Origin of the sequence: Paenibacillus tyrphae (assembly GCF_027925525.1) — a bacterium.
GTDB classification, from domain to species: domain Bacteria; phylum Bacillota; class Bacilli; order Paenibacillales; family NBRC-103111; genus Paenibacillus_G; species Paenibacillus_G tyrfis_B.
The window spans coordinates 80862-103020 of the sequence record NZ_BSDJ01000021.1 but is presented as its reverse complement, the minus strand read 5'-3'; the positions used below and the strand labels follow the sequence as shown (position 1 = coordinate 103020).

Sequence of the window (22159 nt, the reverse complement as noted above, 5' to 3'; positions counted from 1 at the left end):
GGTTTCGGGAAGGGGTAATTGACCGTTTGTAGAATAACATGAAGTGCGCTTTTTTTCGCGTTACTATTCGTTTACATACACTCAATCTGAAAGGGGTTCCCTTGAATGAACCGACCTTTGCAGCAAACTTGGGATCTGGACGTATTCTTTCCGGGAGGCAGCGACTCTCCCGAATTTGCGCAATATATGAACGCGCTTGAAGCCGACACGAACCGCTTCCGCAGCGAGTTGGACGCTTTGCCGTCGCCGCAGACCGCAGAAGCTGTCGCTGCTTTGCAGAGCTTTGTGGAGCGGCTGCAGGACTTGCAAACACGGCTGCGTCAAGCGGCCGCCTTTATCGTCTGCTTGTCCGCGCAGAACCAGGCGGACCGGGGCGCCGTTCGGCTTGGCGGCCGGTTGGACGGCATTCAGGCAAACTACCAGTCCGCCATGACGTGCTTCGACGTGCTGCTTGCAGAGATGCCGGACACCGCCTTTGCAAAATGGGTCGGCAGCGGAGCGATGGCCGAGCTCGCCTTCAATCTGGAGGAACGCCGGACGCAAGTGAGAGACAAGCTGCCGCTGGAACAGGAAACGTTGGTGAACGACCTCGCCGTAGACGGCTATCATGGCTGGAGCGCCTTGTATAGTACGATCGTGAAGCAAATCCAGCTTCCCTACGAGAAAGACGGGAATACTGCCATGCTCTCGGCCGGGCAGTTTTTCAACCAAATGCTCAAAGAACCGGATCGGGAGAAACGGGAGCGCTTGTTCCGGCAATGGGAAGAGATGTGGACGGCCCAGGAAGATTTTTGCGCCGATGCGCTGAACCGGATTGCAGGCTTCCGTCTTCAACTGTACAAGCACCGGGGTTGGGATTCGGTGATCCGCGAGCCGCTGCAAAACAACCGGATGACCAACAAAACGCTGCAAACGATGTGGGATGTGATTGAGAAGAACAAGCCGGTATTTATCGCTTATCTGGAGCGGGTTGCCAAGCTGATGGGCGTGGAGCGCCTAGCCTGGTCCGATCTGCATGCGCCGCTTGAGGGCAAGGACACGGACGTCTCTTACGACGAGGCTGCCGTGATGATCGAGGAGCAGTTCCGACTGTTCTTGCCGCAGCTCGCCGACTTTACCGTGCGTGCATTCGAGGAGCGTTGGGTGGAGGCGGAGGACCGCCCGGGCAAACGGCCCGGAGGCTTTTGCACCTCGTTCCCGATCAGCAAGCAGAGCCGGATCTTCATGACTTACTCCGGGACGGGGAACCTGTCGACGCTGGCGCACGAGCTCGGCCATGCGTTTCACCAGCACGTGATGAACGAGCTTCCGCCGATGACGCAGCGGTATGCGATGAACGTGGCGGAGACGGCTTCGACCTTTGCCGAATTGATCGTCAGCGACGCTGCGCTGAAGCAGGCGGATACACGGGAGCACAAGCTGCTCCTGCTGAATGATAAAATTCAGCGGGCCGTCACCTTTTTCATGGATATTCATACGCGCTTCCTGTTCGAGACGCGGTTCTACGAAGAGCGCAAGTCCGGACTCGTCGATCCGGACCGGTTGAACGAGCTGATGATCGAGGCTCAAAAGGACGCGTTCTGCGGCGCTCTGAGCGAGTACCACCCGCATTTCTGGGCGGCGAAATCGCACTTTTACCGGACCTCCGTGCCGTTCTACAACTTCCCGTACACGTTCGGCTTCCTGTTTTCCTCGGGCATCTACTCGCGTGCGCGTCGGGAAGGCGAATCGTTCGAAGCGAAGTACATTGCTTTGCTGCAGGATACCGGCCGCCTGACGGTCGAGCAGTTGGCGAGCAAGCACTTGGGAGTGGACTTGGAGCAGCCGGAGTTTTGGCAGCAGGCGGTCGATCTTTCCATCGAAGACGTGAAGCAGTTCCTCGCTTTAACGGAAGAAGGCTAAGCTACGGAAGCGGTCGCCATGACCGCTTCTTTCTTTTGATGCGAACGCGACCCGTTTATCGTAAATTGAGACAAAACCGGGCTTTCCTGCTATAATAGAGCAGTTGTTTTAAGCCATGAATGAGCATTGTTAAAATGATAAGCTTCACAGAAGCGGCGTAAGGAGAAAGGGGACAATGTCAGTGATTGTTGTCGGGGGGATGATCGGTCTGGGGAAAACGTCCGTAGCCGAATTGCTTGGGCGGGAGCTCGGATCGGAAGTATTTTACGAGAGCGTGGACGATAATCCGATTTTGCCGCTTTTCTATACGGCATCGAAGGAAGAGATCGAGAAGCACCGGTACCCGTTTTTACTTCAGTTATACTTTCTGGACAGCCGGTTTAAGTCGATTAAGAAGGCGCTGCGGAGGAACCGCAACGTTTTGGACCGGAGCATCTACGAAGATTGGTATTTTGCAAAAGTAAACCGCGAGCTCGGACGCATCAACGATCTGGAGTTCCAAGTGTACGAGAATCTTGCGAACAATATGCTCGAAGAGCTGGAGGAGCTGCCGAAGAAAGCTCCCGATCTGATGGTTTATTTGAAAGGCTCGTTCGAGACGGTGCTGCGGCGTATTTCGCTGCGCGGGCGCGATTTCGAGCAGGACGAATCGCTTATTGAGTATTACCGGTATTTGTGGAAAGGGTACGACGAGTGGTTGATGAAGTATTATAATCAGTCCGACGTGTTAATCGTTGATATGGACCTGACCGACGTGGTGAACAATGAAGAAGATGCCCGGAAGCTGGTCGAGCAGGTGAAGGACAAGCTCAGCGTGTTGCAAATGTAAACGGATGATCGCCTCGTCCGATAAGATGACGGGTACCATCCGTATAAACGAAAGACCGGAACTCCTTCGCAGGCGAAGGGGTCCGGTCTTTTGCTCTTCATCATGCAAGCTAAAGCTGCGCCTGCTCCGCTCTGGCGGCGGCGAACCGATTCTGCGGCTTCGGCAGGCGAAAATGGTCTCTCAGCGTACAGCCCTCGTATTCCGTACGGAACAGCCCTCTTTGCTGCAGCAGGGGCACGACGTGCTCCACGAAATCCTCCAAGCCTTGCGGAAGCAGGGGAGCCATCAGCATAAAGCCGTCGGCGGCTTTTTCCTTAAACCAGGTTTCCAGCGTATCGGCAATTTTCTCCGGCGTGCCGACGAAGTGCTCGCTGCTGAACGAGCCGGTCAGCAAGGAAAAAACCTCCCGCAGCGTAGGATTTTCCCGCGCAATGACGGGCCGGTGCTTGATATAATCGGATTTCGTCTCCGGCAGCCGATCCAGCCCAAAGTCCGCCGCTCTCGAATCGAGAGTGGCTCCCGTAAAATCGACGCTTTTGAAATAGTCGGACAAAAAGCCGATACCCGTCTCCTCGGTAATGCAGGATTCCAACTGCTTCAGCTTCCGCTTCGCCGCTTCCTCCGTTTCGGCGATGACCGGAGAAATGCCCTGCAAAATGTACACGTCGTCGGCCGACCTGCCCGCAGCGGTGACCTTGCTCTTGAAGGAACGATAAAACTGCTTCGCATCGTCGATATCGTATTTGATGGAAAACACGACTTCCGCCGTGCCTGCGGCAAAGCTTTGCCCGGATTCGGAATTGCCGGCCTGCACGAGGACGGGATGGCCCTGCGGGGACCGGCCGATGTTGAGCGGACCTTGCACGGCAAAAAACTCGCCATGATGGTTGATGCGGTGCAGCTTGCCCCGGTCGAAAAACTGTCCGGTCTCCTTATCGCGGATAAAAGCGTCGTCCTCCCACGAATCCCATAGTCCTTTGACGACTTCGAGGAACTCCTCCGCGCGCTTATAGCGCAGCGAGTGTTCGTAATGCTCCTTGCCTCCGAAATTGAGCGCCGTATTTCCGGACAGGTCCCGGGTCGTGACGATATTCCAGCCGACCCGGCCTTTGCTGATATGATCGGCGGACATGAAGAGGCGGGCCAGATTGAACGGCTCGATGTACGAGGTGGAGGCGGTGGCGACGACGCCGATCTTCGAAGTAGCGCCCGCCAGCGCGGTAATGAGCGTGATCGGTTCGTAGCGGTTCAAAATATTCGGATGGGACGCTTCGTTGATCGCGAGGCTGTCGGCGATAAAGGCGATATCGAATTTTCCGCGTTCGGCAAGCTGTGCGAGACGCTTGTAATAATCGATGTCGATACTCGCATCGGGTTGAGCTTGGGGATGCCGCCACGAAGCGACATGCATGCCGGTGCCGACCAAATAGGCGGACAGTTTGATTTGTCTTGTTCGGGTCACAAGCCATACCTCCATATATCCGAGTTAATCAATGGATTTAATTTGTTATAATTTAGCATGATCTTGGAACGCCGTCAATTCCTCCTTGCATCCCGGTCTAAAGTCCAGCCACTCCCCAGCCGTTTGTCAGAATTTATTTCCCGCCCGATGGTTTATGATCAAGTGCAAGGAAATAATTTACAAGCGAGAGGAATGACGTTAACCGTGAATGCCCTGCCTCGTTCAACCAAGCTGTCCGCCGTACTGTCTGCGGCCTTGCTTGTCAGCTTCACCGCTTCCGCCGCCTCTGCCGTCTCCATTTCGCCGGACGATGCCCCCGCACAAGGACCGTCCGATGCGAAGGAGGTCGAAGCGTTCGCCGACTCGTTCTTTAACCGTGCGGACCTCGGCGTCCCTGGCGCCGCCATCGTCATTGTCAAGGACGGCAAAGTGCTGCTGCAAAAAGGCTACGGCTTCGCCGATGTCGAGAAAAAGCAGACTGTCGATCCCGAGGGGACGGTGTTCCGCATCGGGTCCGTGTCCAAAGCGTTTACCGCTACCGCTGTTATGCAGCTTGTCGAGCAGGGGAAAATCGATTTGGATCAGGACATGCAAACCTATATGGACGGCCTGCGCATCGACAGCCGGTTTCAAGAGCCGGTTACGATGAAGCATCTGCTGACGCATACGACCGGTTTCGATTTCACCGAACCGAAGCCGGGGGATATGAGCCCGGACCTCGACAGATATGTGCCGCTCAAGGATTACATCGCCGAGAACATGCCGACCGTCGTGCGGAAGCCCGGAGAATCGTACAATTACGATAATTTCGCTTCCATGCTGCAGGGGTTTATCGTACAGAACGTATCGGGCAAGCCGTTCCATCAATATATGGACGAACAGCTGTTCAAGCCACTTGGCATGAAGGACAGCGGCTTCCACATGACGCCGGACGTCCGCTCGAAGCTTGCCACGGACTACGGGCCGGACGGCAAGCCGCTTTCGCCGTACGCGGTGTCGCCTACGGAGCTGCCGCAGGGCGGCATGTTTGCGACGGCATCCGATGTCGCCAAGTTTATGATCGCCCACCTGAATAACGGTGCCTATGGCGGCAGCCGCATTTTGCAGGATGCGACCGCGGCCGATATGCACAGCATTCATCTCGCAATTCACCCGAAAGTGCCGCAGATGACTTACGGCTTCGAAACGGCGAACAAGAAAAGCTACAACGGCCGGAAGATCATCGGTAAAGGCGGCAACATCGGCGGCTTCTCGTCGTGGATGTGGCTGATGCCGGAACAAAATGTGGGCGGATTCATCGTGAGCAATAAATGCACCGATCTGCATGTTCAGTGGTTCAACGCGTTCATGAACCATTACTATCCGAAGCCGGTGGGGCCGGATGTTGTTTACCTGCAGCCGACGCAGGCGGAGCTTGCAAGATTCGAGGGGCTGTACAGCGAGCTTCGGACGAAAACATCCCTCACGCAAGTGACGGCGGCGCCGGGCGCTAAGCTGATCGTGGAAGCGCCGGGTACCGGAAAGCAGGAGCTGAGGCAAATCGACGACCGCTTGTTCAAAGATGCGGATGGTAATCTTCTCGTGTTCCAAGAGAATGCCGACAAGTCGATCGGGTATTTGCAATACCGCTATGAGCTCAGCACCTCGAAAAAGCTGAATGTGCCGAAGCCTTTCTCGGATGTGCGTCAAGAGGACGGCTACGCCTCCTACATCTCAACCTTGCAGCTGCTTAATCTCGCCAAAGGCAAGGCGGACGGCACGTTTGGCCCGGCGGAGCCGATCACGCGCGGGGAATTTGCGGCGCAGACGGCAGGCCTGCTATTTATGACGTTGTCCAAAAAGCCGGCGGTCTTTGCGGATACGCAAAATCACCCGGCGGCGGCAGCGATTCAAACGCTGTATGAGCTCGGGGTGATCCAAGGCTCATCCCAGTCCGCTTTCGAGCCGGATAAGCCGATCACCCGCCAGGAGGCAGCAGTCATCGTGGCGCGGACGATCCAGCTCGGCGGTGCTTCGCCGATAGATGCGAAGCTGAGCGGCCATACCGATCCTTGGGCGCTCGACAGCGTCAAGCAGATCGTCGCGCTTGGCCTGTACGGGCCGGAAGTGAAAGAAGCGGCCGACGACTCCGTCGACTACAGGTCGCAGCAGCCGATGCTTCGCCAAGAGGCAGCGGCGTTGTTCGCAAAAGCGTTGTCCAGTTAAGTTAAGCAGGCAGCCGGAGGGAAGCAGGGCATCCGCGGATCGCGGCAGCATCGGTGTGATCCCCCGGATTCCCGGCACTCCGGCTGCTTTTTGGCGCTCGTACCCCACCGTAGATACCTTGCTAAAAGTTCTTGACAGCGCCCGGTCCATCCTTTAAATTAAATAAATATAATCGGTATAGTCGGAATTAAAAACGACGACTTGCACAATTAGTTGACCAGTCCACTGGAAACTAAGCTTTCCCCGAGCTATGGCTGCGGGGCGACGCTTGGTTTTTTTATTTTTATCCCGAAAAGCAGGTGAAGGAATGATCGTCATTCGCAATCTTAGCAAATCGTACAAAACGTCGTCAGGCGCATTTCCTGCACTTCAGAACGTCAGCTTGCAGATCGAAAAGGGGGATATCTTCGGCATTATCGGCTTCAGCGGCGCGGGCAAGTCAACGTTGATCCGCTGCCTCAACCGGCTGGAGGAGCCGGATTCCGGCAGTATCGAGATCGAGGGCACGGTCATTACGGATTTGAACGGGAAGGAGCTGCGGCTAGCGCGGCAAAAAATCGGAATGATTTTTCAACAGTTTAATCTGCTGGATGCGAAGACGGTGTACCAGAACGTCGCGTTTCCTCTGCAGGTCGCCGGGCATCCGAAAGCGTACATACGCGGGCGCGTCCGCGAAATTCTCGACCTTGTCGGCCTTGGCGATAAAGAGAACGCCTATCCGTCGCAGCTCAGCGGCGGCCAGAAGCAGCGGGTCGGCATCGCAAGAGCGCTTGTGAACGAGCCCGACGTGCTGCTCAGCGACGAAGCGACGTCGGCGCTCGATCCGCAGACGACCTACTCTATTCTGGAGCTGCTGAGGGACATTAACCGCCAACTGAAGCTGACCGTCGTCCTGATCACGCATGAGCTCGACGTGCTGCAGCATATTTGCCGCACCATGGCGGTGATCGAGAGCGGCCGCATCGTCGAGACCGGGCCGGTCGACAAGCTGTTCCTGAATCCCGAGAGCGATACGGCGCGGCGATTCGTCCGCATTCTGGAGCATTACCGCGACAGCCGATATGTGATGGAAGGAGTGGGAGCGGGAATATGAGAGACGATCTGATCGAGCTGCTGCTGCAGGGACTTGGCGAGACGGTCTACATGGTGCTCTGGTCTTCCGTTTTCGCGCTCGTGCTCGGCATTGCGCTGGGCATTACACTTGTCGTGACGGAGAAGGGCGGAATCCTGGAAGCGCCGCTACTGCATAAAATCATCGGTGCGGTCATCAACAGCGTCCGTTCGCTGCCTTTCATTATTCTGATCATTTTGCTGCTGCCTCTCTCACGGTTGATCGTCGGCACCTCGCTCGGTCCGACAGCTGCCATCGTGTCGCTTTCGATCGGCGCGGCGCCCTTCCTGGGACGGGTGATCGAAAATTCGCTCAAGGAAGTGAGCGCGGGCAAGATTGAGGCCGCCAAAGCGGTCGGCGCCTCGCCGTTGACGATTATTTTCAGAGTGCTCATTCCCGAAGCGCTGCCGGCGCTTGTCCGCGCGATGACAATAGCGATCATTGCGATTACGGAATTCACCGCCGTGGCCGGCGCGATCGGGGCGGGCGGTCTGGGCAGCCTGGCCATCCGCTTCGGGTACCAGAGGTTTCGCGAGGACGTCTTGATCGCAACCGTGCTACTCATCATCGTATTGGTCCAGCTCATTCAATGGTCGGGCGACTACATTGCCAAATCGATCGACAAGAAGCGGTATAAGCCGGATTGAACACAGCGTTACATTATGTGAAGGAACGGCGGATTTTCATCATTTTAATTATAGAAAGTAGGCGTAGGTATGGGTAAAAAAGGAATTTTCTCTCTCGCATCCATCTTGATTATTTTCGGGGCTATCGTTTCGGGCTGCGCCTCGGGCGGCACCGCACAGGCCCCGGACACGAAGTCCGCGGCGCAAGGCAGTGCAGCTAGCACGGCCAAGCCGGCGAAAGAAGCGACGCTAAAAATCGGGGCGGCCGCCGTGCCGCATGCGGAAATTCTAAACTTCGTCAAGCCGAAGCTGAAGGAGCAGGGGGTCAACCTCGAAGTGGTCGTCTATGACGACGAAGGGCAGTTGAACCCTGCGCTGAAAGACAAGCAGATCGACGCGAACTACTTCCAGCACGTTCCTTATCTGGATTCGGTCAAGGGTGAGAAGGGCTATGATTTTGCCGTCACAACCAAGGTTCACGTGGAGCCGATCGCCTTCTATTCGAGCAAGCTGAAATCGAAGGACGAGATTAAGGAAGGGGCGCGGATCGGCATTCCGAACAACCCGTCCAACGAATACCGCGCGCTGGTGCTGCTGCAGCAGCAAGGGCTGATCAAGCTCAAGGACGGCCTGACGACGTATGAAGCGACGCCCAAGGACATCGCGGACAATCCGAAAAAGCTGAAGTTCGTCGAGGCCGACTCGGCAACCCTACCCCGGTCGCTTCCCGATCTGGAAGGCGCGATTATTAATACGAACCTCGTGCTGGAAGCCAAAATCGATCCGAAATCGGCCTTGTTCCGGGAAGATTCGAAATCCCCTTACGCCAATGTCATCGTCGTGCGCAAGGGAGACGAGACGCGGGACGAAGTGAAGAAGCTCGACGCCGCTTTGACCACGCCGGAAGTGAAGAAGTTTATCGAAGACAAATACGGCGTTGCGGTCGTTCCGGCATTTTAGAAAAATTTACGATGGCTGTTGATTTTTGGCGGAGTCCGGGTTATTCTTGTACTGACAACTTCATATGCGCGGGAGCTTGGTGAAGCCAGGCTGAGAGGATAACCGGATGTTATCGACCGTTAAACCTGATCTGGGTAATGCCAGCGGAGGAAACACGTAGCCTTTGTATGCACAAAGACCGCTTCTTTGCCGTTGCGGTCTTTTTTGTATGCATTACGTTCCCCGCTTGCTCAAATTCATTCGAGGAGGAATTGAACATGACAAGCGAAAACAAGCCAAACCAACAACATGCTGTGCCGAACGTATCGGGATTTCCCGGGAGCCGAAAAGTGTACATTCAAGGCTCACGCAGTGACATCCGGGTCCCGATGCGGGAAATTGCTTTGAGTCCGACGGTGAGTGCGGAAGGGGAAACGGCCAATCCGCCCGTTCGCGTCTACGACAGCAGCGGTCCGTACACGGACGGCGATGTCCGGACCGACATCCGGCAGGGGCTTCCGGCCAATCGGCGGGGATGGATTATGGAACGGGGCGACGTGGAGGAGTATGACGGAAGATCCGTAAAGCCGGAAGATAACGGCTTCAAGGAGGAAGAGGGGGCCCGGCGGCAGGAATGGTTTCCCGGAGCAACGCGCCGTCCGCTACGGGCGAAGCCGGGAGCGAATGTTACCCAGATGCACTACGCCAAAAAAGGAATTATCACCCCCGAGATGGAATATATAGCTATCCGCGAAAAGGTGACCCCCGAATTCGTGCGCAGCGAGGTTGCGCGCGGCCGGGCGATCATTCCGTCGAACATCAACCACCCGGAAAGCGAGCCGATGATTATCGGCCGGAACTTCCTCGTGAAGATTAATGCGAACATCGGCAATTCCGCCGTCGCTTCCTCGATCGACGAGGAAGTGGAGAAGATGCGGTGGGCGACGCGCTGGGGAGCGGATACGGTCATGGACTTGTCGACCGGCAAGCACATTCATACGACGCGCGAATGGATCGTCCGCAACGCTCCGGTGCCGATCGGGACGGTGCCGTTGTATCAGGCGCTTGAGAAGGTCGGAGGGAAAGCGGAGGAGCTGTCCTGGGAAATTTACCGGGATACGCTGATCGAGCAGGCGGAGCAGGGCGTCGATTATTTTACGATTCATGCCGGGGTGCTGCTGCGGTACATTCCGCTGACTGCGAATCGCGTGACCGGGATCGTGTCCCGGGGCGGGTCGATCATGGCTTCGTGGTGTCTGGCGCATCATCAGGAAAATTTCTTGTATACGCACTTTGAAGAAATCTGCGAAATTATGAAGACGTACGACGTCGCTTTTTCGCTTGGGGACGGCCTGCGTCCGGGTTCCATCGCCGATGCGAACGACGAGGCGCAGTTCGCGGAGCTGGATACGCTGGGCGAGCTGACGCAAATCGCCTGGAAGCACGACGTACAGGTGATGATCGAAGGCCCCGGCCACGTGCCGATGCATTTGATCAAGGAAAATGTGGATCGGCAGCTTGAGGTGTGCCAGGAAGCGCCGTTCTATACGCTCGGACCGCTCACGACCGACATTGCTCCCGGCTACGATCACATTACGTCGGCCATCGGCGCCGCGATGATCGGCTGGTTCGGGACGGCGATGCTGTGCTATGTCACCCCGAAGGAGCATTTGGGGCTTCCCAACAAGAACGACGTTCGGGAAGGCGTCATCGCCTACAAAATCGCGGCGCATGCGGCCGACTTGGCCAAAGGTCATCCGGGCGCGCAGGAGCGGGACGACGCGTTGTCGAAGGCACGGTTCGAATTCCGCTGGCGGGATCAGTTTCATCTGTCGCTCGATCCCGAAAGGGCGCTGGAGTATCACGATGAGACGCTTCCGGCGGAAGGCGCGAAGACGGCCCATTTCTGCTCGATGTGCGGCCCGAAGTTTTGCAGCATGCGTATTACGCAGGATATACGGGAATATGCTAAACAACACGGTTTGGAAGACCGCGACGCGATCGAGAAAGGCTTGGAGGATAAGTCCAAGGAGTTCAAGAAAGCGGGTGGTATGATTTACAATTAAACGCCCTGGGAGGGATCGTATGTTTACGGAGCAGGAAAAGGAAGCGTTATATAAGGTCATCTATACGAGAAGGGATGTCCGTTCCTTCCTGCCGGACCCGATTCCGGAGGAAGCGGTGACGAACGTGCTTCACGCCGGCCACCATGCGCCGTCCGTCGGCTTCATGCAGCCTTGGAACTTTATATTGGTGACTTCGGAGCCGCTGAAAGAAAAGCTGGCCTGGGCCGCGGACAAGGAAAGAAGGGCGCTGGCGATCCATTACGAAGGCCAGCGTCAGGACCAGTTCTTGAGCCTCAAGGTGGAAGGGCTGAAGCAAGCGCCGCTGACGATTTGCATCACATGCGATCCCACCCGGGGAGGTGCCCATGTGCTCGGCCGCAATTCCATTCCCGAGACCGACATGCTGTCCGTCGCCTGTGCGATCCAGAATATGTGGCTGGCCGCCTGTGTGGAAGGGCTTGCTATGGGATGGGTAAGCTTTTATAAGAAAAACGACGTGCGCGAAATTCTGGGCATCCCGCCGCATATCGAGCCGATCGCGCTGCTGTCGGTCGGGTATACGGAGAACTACCCGGAGAAGCCGATCCTAGAGACGGCTCAATGGGAGAAGCGCCGCTCCTTGCAGGACCTCATCTATCACGAGACGTGGGGAAATCGGCAGTCGGAATGATCGAACTTTTCTATTTTTCGATTGAAAATGTCAATGGACCGGTACCTTGACGGCAATCACCACCCGATGATACAGTGAGAAACAAACATGTTATATCCGATGTGTTTAGTTAGGATTAATCCACTGTAAACCGGTGCATCGGATGAAGCTTAAGGAAAACGGGTGGGGTGCTATGGGGAAATCGGATGAAATTCGGATTCGCGATGCAACGGAGCATGACCGGGAAGCGATTCTCGAGGTCATGCTGGAGGCTTATGAGCAGTACCGGACGGTGCTGCCTTCTGCCCGGTGGGAGCCTTACCGGGAGTCGATCCGGGCCTCCGTCGACGGAGACAATCCTGCAGCCCGGCTTGTTGCCGAGTGCGCGGGGAAGGTGGTGGGCAGCGTGCAGCTGTTCTTGTCCTCCGAAGCCGCTTACGGCATGCCGGAGCTTGGGATTCAATCGCCGATCATCCGCTTTCTGTCCGTTTCGCCAGCCGTGCGGGGCCGGGGAATTGCGACGCTGCTAATTCAAGAAAGCGCCAGACGCTCCCTCGCCTTAGGGGCGGCTACGCTGCATTTACATACGTCGGACATGATGGAGTCTGCGGTTCGGTTGTATGAGCGCTTAGGCTTCGAGCGCGCCTTCGACAAGGATATGCGCAATGGCGATACGCTTGTGAAGAGTTACCGGATTCATTTGAAAGAAGCCGCTCTTTTGTAACACCGATTTTTGCAATGCCTTAAGGAGATATGCTAAGACATGTGTCTTTTGGATATCTCCTTTTATTATTTGGCTATGTTTTAAATGCAAGTGTTTTCGTTAATTTCAGATATTCAAAAATTATCAGTATCTTAAGAACGGTTACCTTCTTATTTTAGAAGAACTGTTTGTATTAGGTACACAGATAGGTCAAGTAACACAAGAAGTTGGAGGATAGATGTAATGATAAGACATAATTTAAAGATAGAAAATATTCCAGCAATTTTGTGGGGGGACAAATCAGATAAGTTATTTATCGTTGTGCACGGTAACATGTCAAATAAGGCAGATGACTCGATTATTGTATTTGCAGAAGAAGCAACAGCAGTAGGTTATCAAGTTCTTAGTTTTGATTTGCCTCAACATGGTGAACGTAAAGATGATACTTATCTTTGTACAGTTCAAAACTGTGTTCAAGACCTTAATAAAATTATGACATATGCAAAATCGTTATCAAATAATATAAGCATTTTTGCTTGTAGCATGGGAGCATATTTCAGTCTATTAGAATATTGCCATGAGCCATTGAATCAGTGTTTGTTTCTCTCTCCCGTGGTAAATATGGAACGTATAATAAATAATATGATGACATGGTTTAACGTAAGTGAGAGTAGACTAAAAATAGAGAAAGAAATTTCTACACCTATTGGGCAAACTCTCTATTGGGATTACTACTGTTATGTGAAAGAACATCCTATTGTTGCTTGGAATAATCCGACTTCAATTCTCTATGGTTCAGGAGATAACTTATGTGAGTTTGACATTGTATCTGAATTTGCTAAACGCTTTAACTGTAATTTGCAAGTAATGGAGAATGGAGAACACTATTTCCATACTCAGGAACAGTTGCAGTATTTCAGACAATGGCTAAAAAACCATATATACGTTAAATGATACTAGAAAATGGTTGATGTATAACCTTCTTTAAAAGCGAATTAAGGGAAGTCAAAATGGCTTCCTTTAAAAGTTATAATGTCAACATTATTTAAAACATAGCCTATATTTTGTAATAATAAGTTATATTTGTTTAATGATTTTTGCGGGATTTCCGCCTACAACCACGTTATCGGGCACATCTTTTGTTACCACTGCGCCGGAAGCAATAACGACGTTATCACCGATTGTCAGCCCGGGGTTGATGACGGCTCTCCCGCCAATCCATACATTGTTGCCGATTTTTACGGGTTTCCCGTATTCAACCCCCGAATTTCTTTCGTTCGGATCCAGCGGATGCGTAGCTGTATAAATGTGTACGCCTGGAGCCATGAAGCAGTTATCCCCTATCCGGATTTCGCATACATCCAGGAAGACGCAATCGAAATTTGCATAAAAATTTTCGCCGACATGAATGTTGTAACCATAATCACAGCGCAAAGTCGGTTCTATGTATATACTTTCTCCAGTTGAACCGAACAATTCTTTTAATAGTTCCGTCCGAGTGCTTTCTTCCGTTTCTAAGGTCTGATTGTATAATCTGGTGAGTCTTCTTGCATTTGCCCGTTCTTGCAGCAATTCCGGGTCAGCCGGAAGATACAGTTCGCCATTCAGCATCTTTTCTTTTTCTGTTTTCATTTCTCCGTCTCCCTAACCAAAATAAAAGAATTCCAAGATGTAGAATTCAATAGAATCTTATCATATAGATATATAATTATAAAAAGAAACGAGGCATGTCCTCATCCCGTTTTTTTCGCAGAATGAGTCCTATGAGGTGATAAAATAACACAATAAAGGAAACTATTCATTGAATATCAGGCTATAAATATTTATATATTGTACAATATTTCTTTTTGTGTTATACCTTATTGAGGGTAAATGTTGGGCAAGACCTGATATCCGATCAGTCATGCCCACACCTAACCAATAATAACAACATGGGGGAAGTCCACGTGTCCTTGATCGTAAAAAACGAACAGAACGATAAGAATGAACCTACGCAAGCGCAAGAGAAGCTCAACTTGTTTGAAAGAACGCAGGACGTCATCCGTACCGCTCTCGATCGAATGGGGTATAAGGACGATGTATACGACTTGTTGAAGGAGCCGCTTCGACTGCTGACGGTGCGCATTCCGGTTCGCATGGACGACGACTCGATTAAAGTATTTACAGGCTACCGTGCTCAGCATAACGATGCGGTCGGCCCGACCAAAGGCGGCGTTCGCTTCCATCCCGACGTGACGGAAGAGGAAGTCAAAGCGTTGTCCATGTGGATGAGCATCAAATGCGGCATTACGGGGCTGCCGTACGGAGGCGGTAAGGGCGGTATTCAATGCGATCCGCGCTCGATGTCCTTCCGCGAGCTGGAGCGCTTGAGCCGCGGCTATGTGCGCGCCATCAGCCAATTGGTCGGCCCGACCAAAGACATTCCTGCGCCGGACGTGTTCACGAACTCGCAAGTTATGGCTTGGATGATGGACGAATACAGCCGTATCCGCGAATTCGATTCGCCGGGCTTTATTACCGGCAAGCCGCTTGTACTGGGCGGCTCCGCGGGCAGAGAGTCCTCGACTGCGCTCGGTGTAACGATCGTCATGAAAGAGGCTGCCAAAATCGCAGGCATCGAAATTCCGGGCTCCCGCATTATCATTCAAGGCTTCGGAAACGCAGGCAGCTTCCTCGCTCAATTCCTGCATGAAGCGGGAGCGAAGGTCGTGGGCATCTCCGATGCTTACGGGGCTTTGTATGATCCGGAGGGCCTCGATATCCCGACGCTGCTGGACAAGCGGGATTCGTTCGGCACAGTCACGCCTTATTTTAAAAGTCAGCAAATTACAAATAAAGAGCTGCTTGTCCAAGAATGCGACATTCTGGTTCCGGCAGCCATCGAAAACCAGCTTACGGAAGAGAATGCGCCGGACATCAAGGCCCGCATCGTAGTCGAAGCGGCGAATGGACCGACGACGCTCAAGGCGACTGAAATTTTGACGAACCGCGGCATTCTGCTCGTTCCCGACGTGCTGGCCAGCGCCGGCGGGGTGGTTGTCTCCTATTTCGAATGGGTGCAAAACAACCAAGGCTACTACTGGTCGGAAGAAGAAGTTCAAGACAAACTGGAAAAAATATTGACGACCTCCTTCCACAATGTATACCGGACCTCGACGGACAAAAAAGTGGACATGCGATTGGCTGCCTACATCGTAGGGCTGAAGCGGATGGCCGAGGCCATCAAGTGGAGAGGCTGGGTATAAGCTTATATAGAAGCAAACGGCAGAAATCCATCTATGGGAACATAGGTGGATTTTTTGTTTTGCAACCGTCGATCCCGCATAACAAAATTACGGTTGGCTCACCATAATATGGGGGGCGACATGCATGCGGAATTTTATTTCGACTCATTTGATGAATTGGGAAATTATTTTGCAAGCCGTCCTGTGCAGTGTGGTGCCCTATGGTGTATACAAGCTGGGGGCTTGGCTAAAATCGATTTTGACGATTCGCAGCAGCAGCAAGCCCGCCTCGGAAGAGCGGCTATACGTCTTTACCGGAAAGTTCGAGAAGGACTTGCCGGAGCTTCAAGACAGATTAGGCCGCAATGACGATATATTGGTCCGTACGTTTGAAATAGGTGGGGCGCGGACGAAAGCTGCCTTGATTCTGGTAAAGGAGCTTGCGGACAAAAACTACATCGATACGCATGTTTTACCTTCTCTGATGTCCGACTTCGCCATGCCAAGCTGCGCGGAAGAGCTGCCGCAGCACATTAGGAATCGGATCTTGCCCGTAAGCGAGCTGGGCGAAGCCGGCAACCTGCGCGATTTGCTGCCTGGCTTATGGAAAGGCAATGCCGGACTCTTGATCGACGGCTGTCCGAACGTCTTCGTCCTGGCCACCTGCAACGAGAAAAAACGCAGTCTCGGCGAACCGGCCTCGGAAGCTTTGGTCCGGGGGCCGCGCGTCAGCTTCAATGAAAGCTTGGCGGATAATACCGCGCTGCTGCGTCAGCTTGGAGGGAGTCACACGCTATGTATCGTTTACACGCTGGTGGGGCGTAAAGCTCCCAGAACGGTAGCGATCGCTTACAACAGCGATATTGCCAATGACGCTTTGGTGCAGGAGGTCCGCCAGCGCATCGCCCGGATCGATATGGACGACGTTCCCGATTCCGGGTATATCGAACAGTTTATCGAGGATAACCATCTTACGCTATTTCCCCAAGTGCAAAATACGGAACGGCCGGATCGGGTCAACAGCGCACTGATGGAAGGCAGGGTCGCAATTCTGCTGGACGGATCTCCATTTGCGCTGATCGTCCCGGTAAGCATCAGCATGCTGCTGCAATCCCCGGAGGATTATTACGAGCGGTGGATTCCGGGTACGCTCGTGCGCGTGCTGCGTTATATCGCAGCGCTGATTTCCACGCTCGGGCCCGCGCTCTACATTTCGTTCATCTCGTTCCATCAAGGGCTGATTCCTACCAAGTTGGCGGTATCCATCGCCGGGTCAAGGGAAGGCGTGCCCTTTCCTTCGTTAATCGAAGCGTTGATCATGGAAGTATCGATCGAAATTTTGCGTGAGGCCGGTTTACGCTTGCCGAAGCCGATCGGTCAGACTATCGGCATCGTCGGCGGCCTCGTCATCGGAGAAGCGGCGGTACAAGCCGGCATCGTCAGCCCCATCATGGTCATCGTTGTTGCCATTACGGCGATTTCTTCATTCGCCATCCCTCAATACAGCGCAGGAATTGCTTTGCGGATCATCCGCTTCGGTACGATGTTTTCGGCGGCCATCTTCGGACTGTACGGGGTCATCCTGTTCTTCCTGCTGGTGTGCAGCCATTTGGCCAAGCTGAAGAGCTTCGGCATTCCTTACTTGAGCCCGGCGGCTCCTTACCGGCTCGAAGATTGGAAGGACTTCGTCCTCCGCGCACCGCTTTCTTTCATGACGCGCCGTCCGAAGGCCATGCAGGTCAAGCAACCGAAGCGCCGCGGATAAAAGCATGCATTTGTTATCGCAATCCCCCAGGTGACACAAGTCGTCCGGGTTATTCGGCGTTATCCGATATGAAAACCTACTTTTAACCATTATTGAAAAATGATTGGGAATTAAGCTTGCCACCCCGTAACACATGCGGAGCGAAATTCATAAAAATGTTGTATGTTCTGTCGAGAGCAGAGAAAGCGCGATCACCCGGCCGCATACTCCTTGCCCGGGACCTTCCTTTCTTTCTCTTGCCAGTCTCCGGCTCGAGCCGGCACTACTTTATTTTGACGGAGGGAATGTCAACATGAGTGAGTTTCAGAACGAGCTTCAGCAATTGCAAGTTGGGGCATACAATGCGGGCCAAGTAACGCCTTTCGAACACCAGGGCCAATACGAAGCGGATTCTCGTCTATGTGGCGGTTTTTTATGCACTTGTAGCTGCAGTTGTAGTTGCAGTTGTAGCTGCAGTTGTAGTTGCAGTTGCAGTTGTAGTTGTAGTTGCAGTTGCAGTTGTAGTTGTAGCTGCGGCTTTCGTTGTGGTGGTCGTTGCGGTTTTCGTTGCGGTGGACGCTGCCGCTAAGTCAGTAATGGGACTGCCCGAAGGTTTTCAGCCCCTGCAAATGCAGCTTCGACCAAACTGCAGGGGCTGGAACGGCCCCTTTAAAAATAATTGACAAGAAGGACAAACAACACTACATAAAATAGCAATGAACATCCGGCCGGATTGACTAAAAGTTTGAATAAGGAGGAGTGAGATGACCACATTAGATGCTTCTGTGCGTCCCAAAGTTAACGGGGATACCTTTTTTATACCCGATCATAACGGCTCCGTCTATTTTAGAAACAACATGGGCTCGTTCAAACTGGAGGGCGAGTCGATTGACCGATGGATCGAAAAGCTAATTCCGGTATTTAACGGGAAATACACGCTTATGGAATTGACGGACGGTTTGCCGGAGCCGCACAAAGGCCGCGTATTCGATATCGCCGCTTTAATGATCCAAAACGGCTTCGCGCGGGATGTAAGCGGGGACCTCCCCCACGGGCTGACGCAAGGGATTCTTGAAAAGTTCGGCTCTCAAATTGAATTTCTGAGTAATTTGGGAGGCTCCGGCGCGCACCGCTTCGAGCAATATCGCCAACAGAAGGTGTTAGCGGTAGGTTCCGGCCAATTTCTGGTTTCCTTAGTAGGGGCATTGCTGGAATCCGGCTTGCCCCGAATCGGAGTGGTCATTGGCGACTCATTGCCGACCAACCGTGAGCGGCTGAAGGAACTGGGGACGCATGCCCGGAAATCCGATCCGGAAATACATATTCAGGAAGTGTCTTATCCCGGACGGGACGTTTCCGCTTGGCAGCAGGTCCTGAAACCGTTCGATTCGATCATGTACGTGTCGCAGGAGGGGGATATCGAAGAGCTTCGGATCGTTCAAGCGGCCTGCAAGGGGGAGAGAAAGCTCTTTCTTCCCGCGATTTGCTTGCAGCAAGCCGGTTTGGCAGGGCCTCTTGAGCGGCCGGAAGACGGGAATGGCTGGGAGTCGGCGCTGCGGCGCATTCATCAGACTGTTATACGCCAAGATCCGCAGCAGCACGGGTTTTCTGTCCATGCCGGGGCTTTGCTGTCGAATGTGATCGTGTTCGAACTGTTCAAAACGGTGATGGGAGCTGCCGATCCGTTGCGAAATCAAGCGGTATATTTACTGAACCTGGAGACATTGGAAGGAGATTGGTATTCGTTCGTGGCTCACCCGATGGTGATCGGCAGTAACCGGATTGAACGCATTCCGGATATCGAGCTGCGGCTGATGCAGGATTCGGGCCCGGCGCCGCAAAGCGGAAGGCACAAGCCGCTATTGGATTTTTGCGAACGGTTAACCTCGCCGGAAACGGGCATTTTCTATGAATGGGACGAAGGCGATTTAAAACAATTGCCGCTTGCACAATGCCGGGTTCAGGTGGCAGATCCGCTCTCGGACGGGGCGGTTGAGCTGCTTCCTTCCGTGGTCGGTGTAGGATTGACGCATGAGGAAGCAAGACGGGAGTCGGCACTTTCCGGGCTGGAAGCTTATGTGTCCCGGTTAGCCGAACCTACGCAGCAGGCTTCTTTTCCGTCCGAAACGGACCCTGTGGGCCTGCATGTGCCCGGATATGTCGGCATCGGGGCGGGAGAGACGCTGGCAGAAGCCATATGCCGAGGCTTGCGCAAGTGTTTGGCGGAAGAGCTGGACATTCAACGGACCAATCGAAAGCCGCTTGTCACTCCCGTGCAGCTGAGCATGGTGGATGACGAGCGGGTTCGTTATTATTTGAAATCTTTGTCTACACTGCAGGGGGAGCCGGCCCTCGTTCTGGAGGAAGAGCTGCTCGGCTTCCCGGTGGTACGTGTGGAAATCGGCGGAAGATGGTACACGGGCGTCGATTTGAATATCACCCTTGCGCTTCGAAGTGCTCTGCTCCGAGCGCTGTCGGAGGTTCAAAGTCAAGCCCCCCGGCTTCAAGTCCGGATTGCTTCGGTTCCAAGCCGTGCACCGAAAAAGGCAAGGCCGCACAGCTTGACCATTCCGGCCTGTGAAGAAACGACGCAAGCCAGCGTATTGGCCACCGCCATACAACAGCTGAACCAGCACGGCAGACGGCTGCATGTATTTGATTACAGGCTTGATCCTTTCTTGAACAAAGGGCCTGTTCACGTCCTGGGCGTTGCGGTGAGAGAGGAGGTTACGCCATGAGCAGTGTTGTAGCCGTTATCGGCAAAGGTGTGCTGGCGGATTTGATATGCGCCGAGCTGAATTCTTCCTTTTGGGTGATCCGCACGGTCGAGCTCGAGGAGGAGGAATTCCGATCGGCCGATCTGGTGATCCTTGCACAGGATGGCTGGCTCCCTGCCGTGCAGGATAGGGCGGAGGAGGTCCTTCAGTCTGCTAAGGTTCCTTGGCTGCGGGGATTCGTGTCTTTTGGAGAGGCGTTAATCGGGCCGTTGGTTCGGCCGGGCGTTCAGGGGTGCTCCAGATGCGCGGACATGCGGCGGCTTATGGCCACAAGCGACCGCAAGGAGCTGCGTGAGCTGCAGCAGCAGCTTGCCGACCGCGGCGGAATCCCGCAGGACGCCTGGGCTTCCCGCACAGGATTGACGCAGGCGGCGATTCTTCTGGCCGCGGAAGCTCGGCGCGTGCTTCTCGGTGGACAGCCTCAATTGGAGGAACGAATCCTGCTGGTGAATCTGAAAACCTTGAAGACTTCACGCCACTTTTTTTTACATGATCCGATGTGCCCGGTTTGCGGCGAATTGCCGGAAGATTCGGAGGAGCTGGCCAATTTCTCGCTTAGGCCAAGTCCGAAGGTCCATCCGAACAGCTTCCGCTCCCGTTCGATCGATGAACTGAAGCAGGTGCTCGCCCGCGATTATTTTGATTTTCGGACCGGACTCATGAATGGCAAAATGAAAGATGGTCTATCGCCGTTCGCCGATATTACCGTAAATCTTCCGCTTTACTCTGGAGATGAACCGGGCTCCGGGCGGACGATCTCCTATGCGGACAGCGAGCTGACGGCGATGCTGGAAGGCTTGGAGCGTCATTGCGGCATGTTCCCGCGTGGCAAATGGACAAAGGTTCGCAGCAGCTACCGCGAGATCGCCGATCACGCGTTAAATCCGCTCGAGGTAGGAGTCCATGCGGAAGAGCAGTATGCGAGGCCTGATTTCCCATTCCGGCGTTTTGATCCCGATCGAGAGATGGATTGGGTCTGGGGCCGCTCCATCATACACAATCGTCCCATTCTAGTACCGGAGCTGCTCGCTTATTACAGCCCCGCCTGCAGCAACGGCGTCGTCTATGAAACATCCAATGGATGCGCTTTGGGCGGCAGCATGGAGGAGGCGATTTTCCACGGTATCATGGAAGTGCTGGAACGCGACTCGTTCCTGTTGACCTGGTATGCGCAACTTCCGCTTTCCCGCGTCGATCCTTATTCCGCCGGCGACCGCGAATTAAATTTGATGATCGACCGGATGAGGGCAGTAGCGGGTTATGAGCTGCACGTGTTCGATGCCACGATGGAGCATGGCATTCCGTGCATATGGACCTATGCGAAAAATCTTAAATCGCGCGGGATGAATCTCATCTGCGCAGCGGGAGCCCATCTCGACCCGATCCGGGCGCTGAAAAGCGCGATCTTCGAGCTGGCAGGCATGATGCTTTCGCTGGATGAGCAATTCGAGTCCAAGCGGCAGGAAAGCGAGCGGATGGCTGAGGACCCTTTCCAAGTGAGAGAGATGGAGCATCACTCCCTGCTGTACGGTTTGCCGCAGACGGAGAAGCGTTTGGATTTCTTGTGGAAGAAGCCTGGACCTCCGCTGACGTTTCGGGAGGCATTCCCGCCGCAAGCTCTGCATGCGGACCTTACTGATGATTTGAAGATGATCGTGGAGAAATTCCGCTCCTTGAATCTGGATGTCATCGTGGTCGATCAGACCTCGCCCGAACTGAAGCGAAATGGGTTAACCTGCGTCAAAGTGTTGATTCCGGGGATGCTGCCGATGACGTTCGGTCATCATTTGATGCGTGTTACAGGGCTGGAGCGGGTACTGAAGGTTCCGGAGCAGCTCGGCTATACGAAGCAGCCGCTCACGGTCGAACAGCTCAATCCGCATCCCCATCCGTTTCCGTAAGGCGCGACGAGGGGGGAGTAG

General features: G+C 54.0%; 17 protein-coding genes and 1 riboswitch. Of the genes, 15 read left to right on the top strand and 2 right to left on the bottom strand.

The genetic code is table 11. From position 1 onward, the window contains the following. Nucleotides 1–105 precede the first annotated feature (105 nt). Together QMG93_RS23105 and QMG93_RS23100 are read left to right on the top strand one after the other, a co-directional pair. On the top strand, nucleotides 106–1902 hold the full coding sequence (locus QMG93_RS23105; RefSeq protein WP_281940677.1) for a M3 family oligoendopeptidase: 1797 nt from the start codon (nucleotides 106–108) through the stop codon (nucleotides 1900–1902). A 175-nt stretch (nucleotides 1903–2077) separates the two neighbouring features. After that, the gene (locus QMG93_RS23100; RefSeq protein WP_108533850.1) at nucleotides 2078–2731 is read left to right on the top strand and encodes a deoxynucleoside kinase; all 654 of its coding nucleotides are present in this window, start codon (nucleotides 2078–2080) and stop codon (nucleotides 2729–2731) included. A 109-nt stretch (nucleotides 2732–2840) separates the two neighbouring features. Here QMG93_RS23100 and QMG93_RS23095 read toward each other — a convergent pair whose 3' ends face one another. Continuing rightward, nucleotides 2841–4193 carry an LLM class flavin-dependent oxidoreductase gene (locus tag QMG93_RS23095; protein ID WP_281940673.1) on the bottom strand — a complete coding sequence of 451 codons (1353 nt, stop codon included), beginning with the start codon at nucleotides 4191–4193 and terminating at the stop codon, nucleotides 2841–2843. Nucleotides 4194–4385: 192 nt separating this feature from the next. On the opposite strand from QMG93_RS23095, the gene QMG93_RS23090 reads away from it, so the two are divergent. The 8 genes from QMG93_RS23090 to QMG93_RS23055 all read left to right on the top strand — a co-directional run bounded on the left by QMG93_RS23090 (nucleotide 4386) and on the right by QMG93_RS23055 (nucleotide 13446). Further along, the gene (locus tag QMG93_RS23090; RefSeq protein WP_281940671.1) at nucleotides 4386–6398 is read left to right on the top strand and encodes a serine hydrolase; all 2013 of its coding nucleotides are present in this window, start codon (nucleotides 4386–4388) and stop codon (nucleotides 6396–6398) included. 307 nt (nucleotides 6399–6705) lie between these two features. Beyond that, nucleotides 6706–7491, top strand: coding sequence for a methionine ABC transporter ATP-binding protein (locus QMG93_RS23085; protein WP_281940669.1), 786 nt, complete (start codon nucleotides 6706–6708; stop codon nucleotides 7489–7491). Then, nucleotides 7488–8156, top strand: a complete 669-nt coding sequence (locus QMG93_RS23080; protein WP_281940667.1) for a methionine ABC transporter permease — start codon at nucleotides 7488–7490, stop codon at nucleotides 8154–8156. Before QMG93_RS23085 ends, QMG93_RS23080 begins: the two co-directional genes overlap by 4 nt. A 69-nt stretch (nucleotides 8157–8225) precedes the next feature. Beyond that, nucleotides 8226–9095, top strand: a complete 870-nt coding sequence (locus QMG93_RS23075) for a MetQ/NlpA family ABC transporter substrate-binding protein (protein WP_281940665.1) — start codon at nucleotides 8226–8228, stop codon at nucleotides 9093–9095. Between the two features lie 58 nt (nucleotides 9096–9153). Continuing rightward, nucleotides 9154–9264, top strand: a riboswitch (TPP riboswitch). 88 nt (nucleotides 9265–9352) lie between these two features. Then, nucleotides 9353–11140, top strand: a complete 1788-nt coding sequence (thiC, locus tag QMG93_RS23070) for a phosphomethylpyrimidine synthase ThiC (protein ID WP_281940663.1) — start codon at nucleotides 9353–9355, stop codon at nucleotides 11138–11140. Between the two features lie 19 nt (nucleotides 11141–11159). After that, nucleotides 11160–11810: a 5,6-dimethylbenzimidazole synthase gene (gene bluB / locus QMG93_RS23065; RefSeq protein ID WP_281940661.1), complete on the top strand. Its 651-nt coding sequence runs from the start codon at nucleotides 11160–11162 to the stop codon at nucleotides 11808–11810. Between the two features lie 172 nt (nucleotides 11811–11982). Next, nucleotides 11983–12513 (top strand): GNAT family N-acetyltransferase, encoded by a 531-nt coding sequence (locus tag QMG93_RS23060; RefSeq protein WP_281940659.1) that lies wholly within the window; start codon nucleotides 11983–11985, stop codon nucleotides 12511–12513. 222 nt (nucleotides 12514–12735) lie between these two features. After that, entirely contained in the window at nucleotides 12736–13446 is a 711-nt protein-coding gene (locus QMG93_RS23055) for an alpha/beta hydrolase (RefSeq protein ID WP_253406766.1), read from the top strand. A 123-nt stretch (nucleotides 13447–13569) separates the two neighbouring features. On the opposite strand, the gene maa is transcribed toward QMG93_RS23055, so the two are convergent. Next, nucleotides 13570–14124, bottom strand: a complete 555-nt coding sequence (maa, locus tag QMG93_RS23050) for a maltose O-acetyltransferase (RefSeq protein WP_281940655.1) — start codon at nucleotides 14122–14124, stop codon at nucleotides 13570–13572. 428 nt (nucleotides 14125–14552) lie between these two features. Between maa and QMG93_RS23045 the strand changes: the two genes are divergently transcribed. From QMG93_RS23045 to QMG93_RS23025, 5 genes are all read left to right on the top strand, one after another. After that, a complete protein-coding gene (locus QMG93_RS23045; RefSeq protein ID WP_281940714.1) occupies nucleotides 14553–15737 on the top strand; it encodes a Glu/Leu/Phe/Val family dehydrogenase in 1185 nt (394 codons plus the stop codon). A gap of 124 nt (nucleotides 15738–15861) precedes the next feature. Next, nucleotides 15862–17481: a spore germination protein gene (locus tag QMG93_RS23040; protein WP_281940653.1), complete on the top strand. Its 1620-nt coding sequence runs from the start codon at nucleotides 15862–15864 to the stop codon at nucleotides 17479–17481. A 401-nt stretch (nucleotides 17482–17882) separates the two neighbouring features. Then, complete coding sequence (locus QMG93_RS23035) at nucleotides 17883–18143, top strand: hypothetical protein (RefSeq protein ID WP_281940651.1); 261 nt, start codon at nucleotides 17883–17885, stop codon at nucleotides 18141–18143. A gap of 81 nt (nucleotides 18144–18224) precedes the next feature. Then, entirely contained in the window at nucleotides 18225–20198 is a 1974-nt protein-coding gene (locus QMG93_RS23030) for a putative thiazole-containing bacteriocin maturation protein (protein WP_281940649.1), read from the top strand. After that, nucleotides 20195–22138 carry a TOMM precursor leader peptide-binding protein gene (locus QMG93_RS23025; protein ID WP_281940647.1) on the top strand — a complete coding sequence of 648 codons (1944 nt, stop codon included), beginning with the start codon at nucleotides 20195–20197 and terminating at the stop codon, nucleotides 22136–22138. Before QMG93_RS23030 ends, QMG93_RS23025 begins: the two co-directional genes overlap by 4 nt. Nucleotides 22139–22159 lie beyond the last annotated feature (21 nt).

What these genes read in the sequence shown, in the direction of transcription:
- QMG93_RS23105 (WP_281940677.1), top strand. Translation starts at nt 106, where the DNA reads ATGAACCGACCTTTGCAGCAAACTTGGGATCTGGACGTATTCTTTCCG.
- QMG93_RS23100 (WP_108533850.1), top strand. Translation starts at nt 2,078, where the DNA reads ATGTCAGTGATTGTTGTCGGGGGGATGATCGGTCTGGGGAAAACGTCC.
- QMG93_RS23090 (WP_281940671.1), top strand. Translation starts at nt 4,386, where the DNA reads ATGACGTTAACCGTGAATGCCCTGCCTCGTTCAACCAAGCTGTCCGCC.
- QMG93_RS23085 (WP_281940669.1), top strand. Translation starts at nt 6,706, where the DNA reads ATGATCGTCATTCGCAATCTTAGCAAATCGTACAAAACGTCGTCAGGC.
- QMG93_RS23080 (WP_281940667.1), top strand. Translation starts at nt 7,488, where the DNA reads ATGAGAGACGATCTGATCGAGCTGCTGCTGCAGGGACTTGGCGAGACG.
- QMG93_RS23075 (WP_281940665.1), top strand. Translation starts at nt 8,226, where the DNA reads ATGGGTAAAAAAGGAATTTTCTCTCTCGCATCCATCTTGATTATTTTC.
- thiC (WP_281940663.1), top strand. Translation starts at nt 9,353, where the DNA reads ATGACAAGCGAAAACAAGCCAAACCAACAACATGCTGTGCCGAACGTA.
- bluB (WP_281940661.1), top strand. Translation starts at nt 11,160, where the DNA reads ATGTTTACGGAGCAGGAAAAGGAAGCGTTATATAAGGTCATCTATACG.
- QMG93_RS23060 (WP_281940659.1), top strand. Translation starts at nt 11,983, where the DNA reads ATGGGGAAATCGGATGAAATTCGGATTCGCGATGCAACGGAGCATGAC.
- QMG93_RS23055 (WP_253406766.1), top strand. Translation starts at nt 12,736, where the DNA reads ATGATAAGACATAATTTAAAGATAGAAAATATTCCAGCAATTTTGTGG.
- maa (WP_281940655.1), bottom strand. Translation starts at nt 14,124, where the DNA reads ATGAAAACAGAAAAAGAAAAGATGCTGAATGGCGAACTGTATCTTCCG.
- QMG93_RS23045 (WP_281940714.1), top strand. Translation starts at nt 14,553, where the DNA reads ATGGGGTATAAGGACGATGTATACGACTTGTTGAAGGAGCCGCTTCGA.
- QMG93_RS23040 (WP_281940653.1), top strand. Translation starts at nt 15,862, where the DNA reads ATGCGGAATTTTATTTCGACTCATTTGATGAATTGGGAAATTATTTTG.
- QMG93_RS23030 (WP_281940649.1), top strand. Translation starts at nt 18,225, where the DNA reads ATGACCACATTAGATGCTTCTGTGCGTCCCAAAGTTAACGGGGATACC.
- QMG93_RS23025 (WP_281940647.1), top strand. Translation starts at nt 20,195, where the DNA reads ATGAGCAGTGTTGTAGCCGTTATCGGCAAAGGTGTGCTGGCGGATTTG.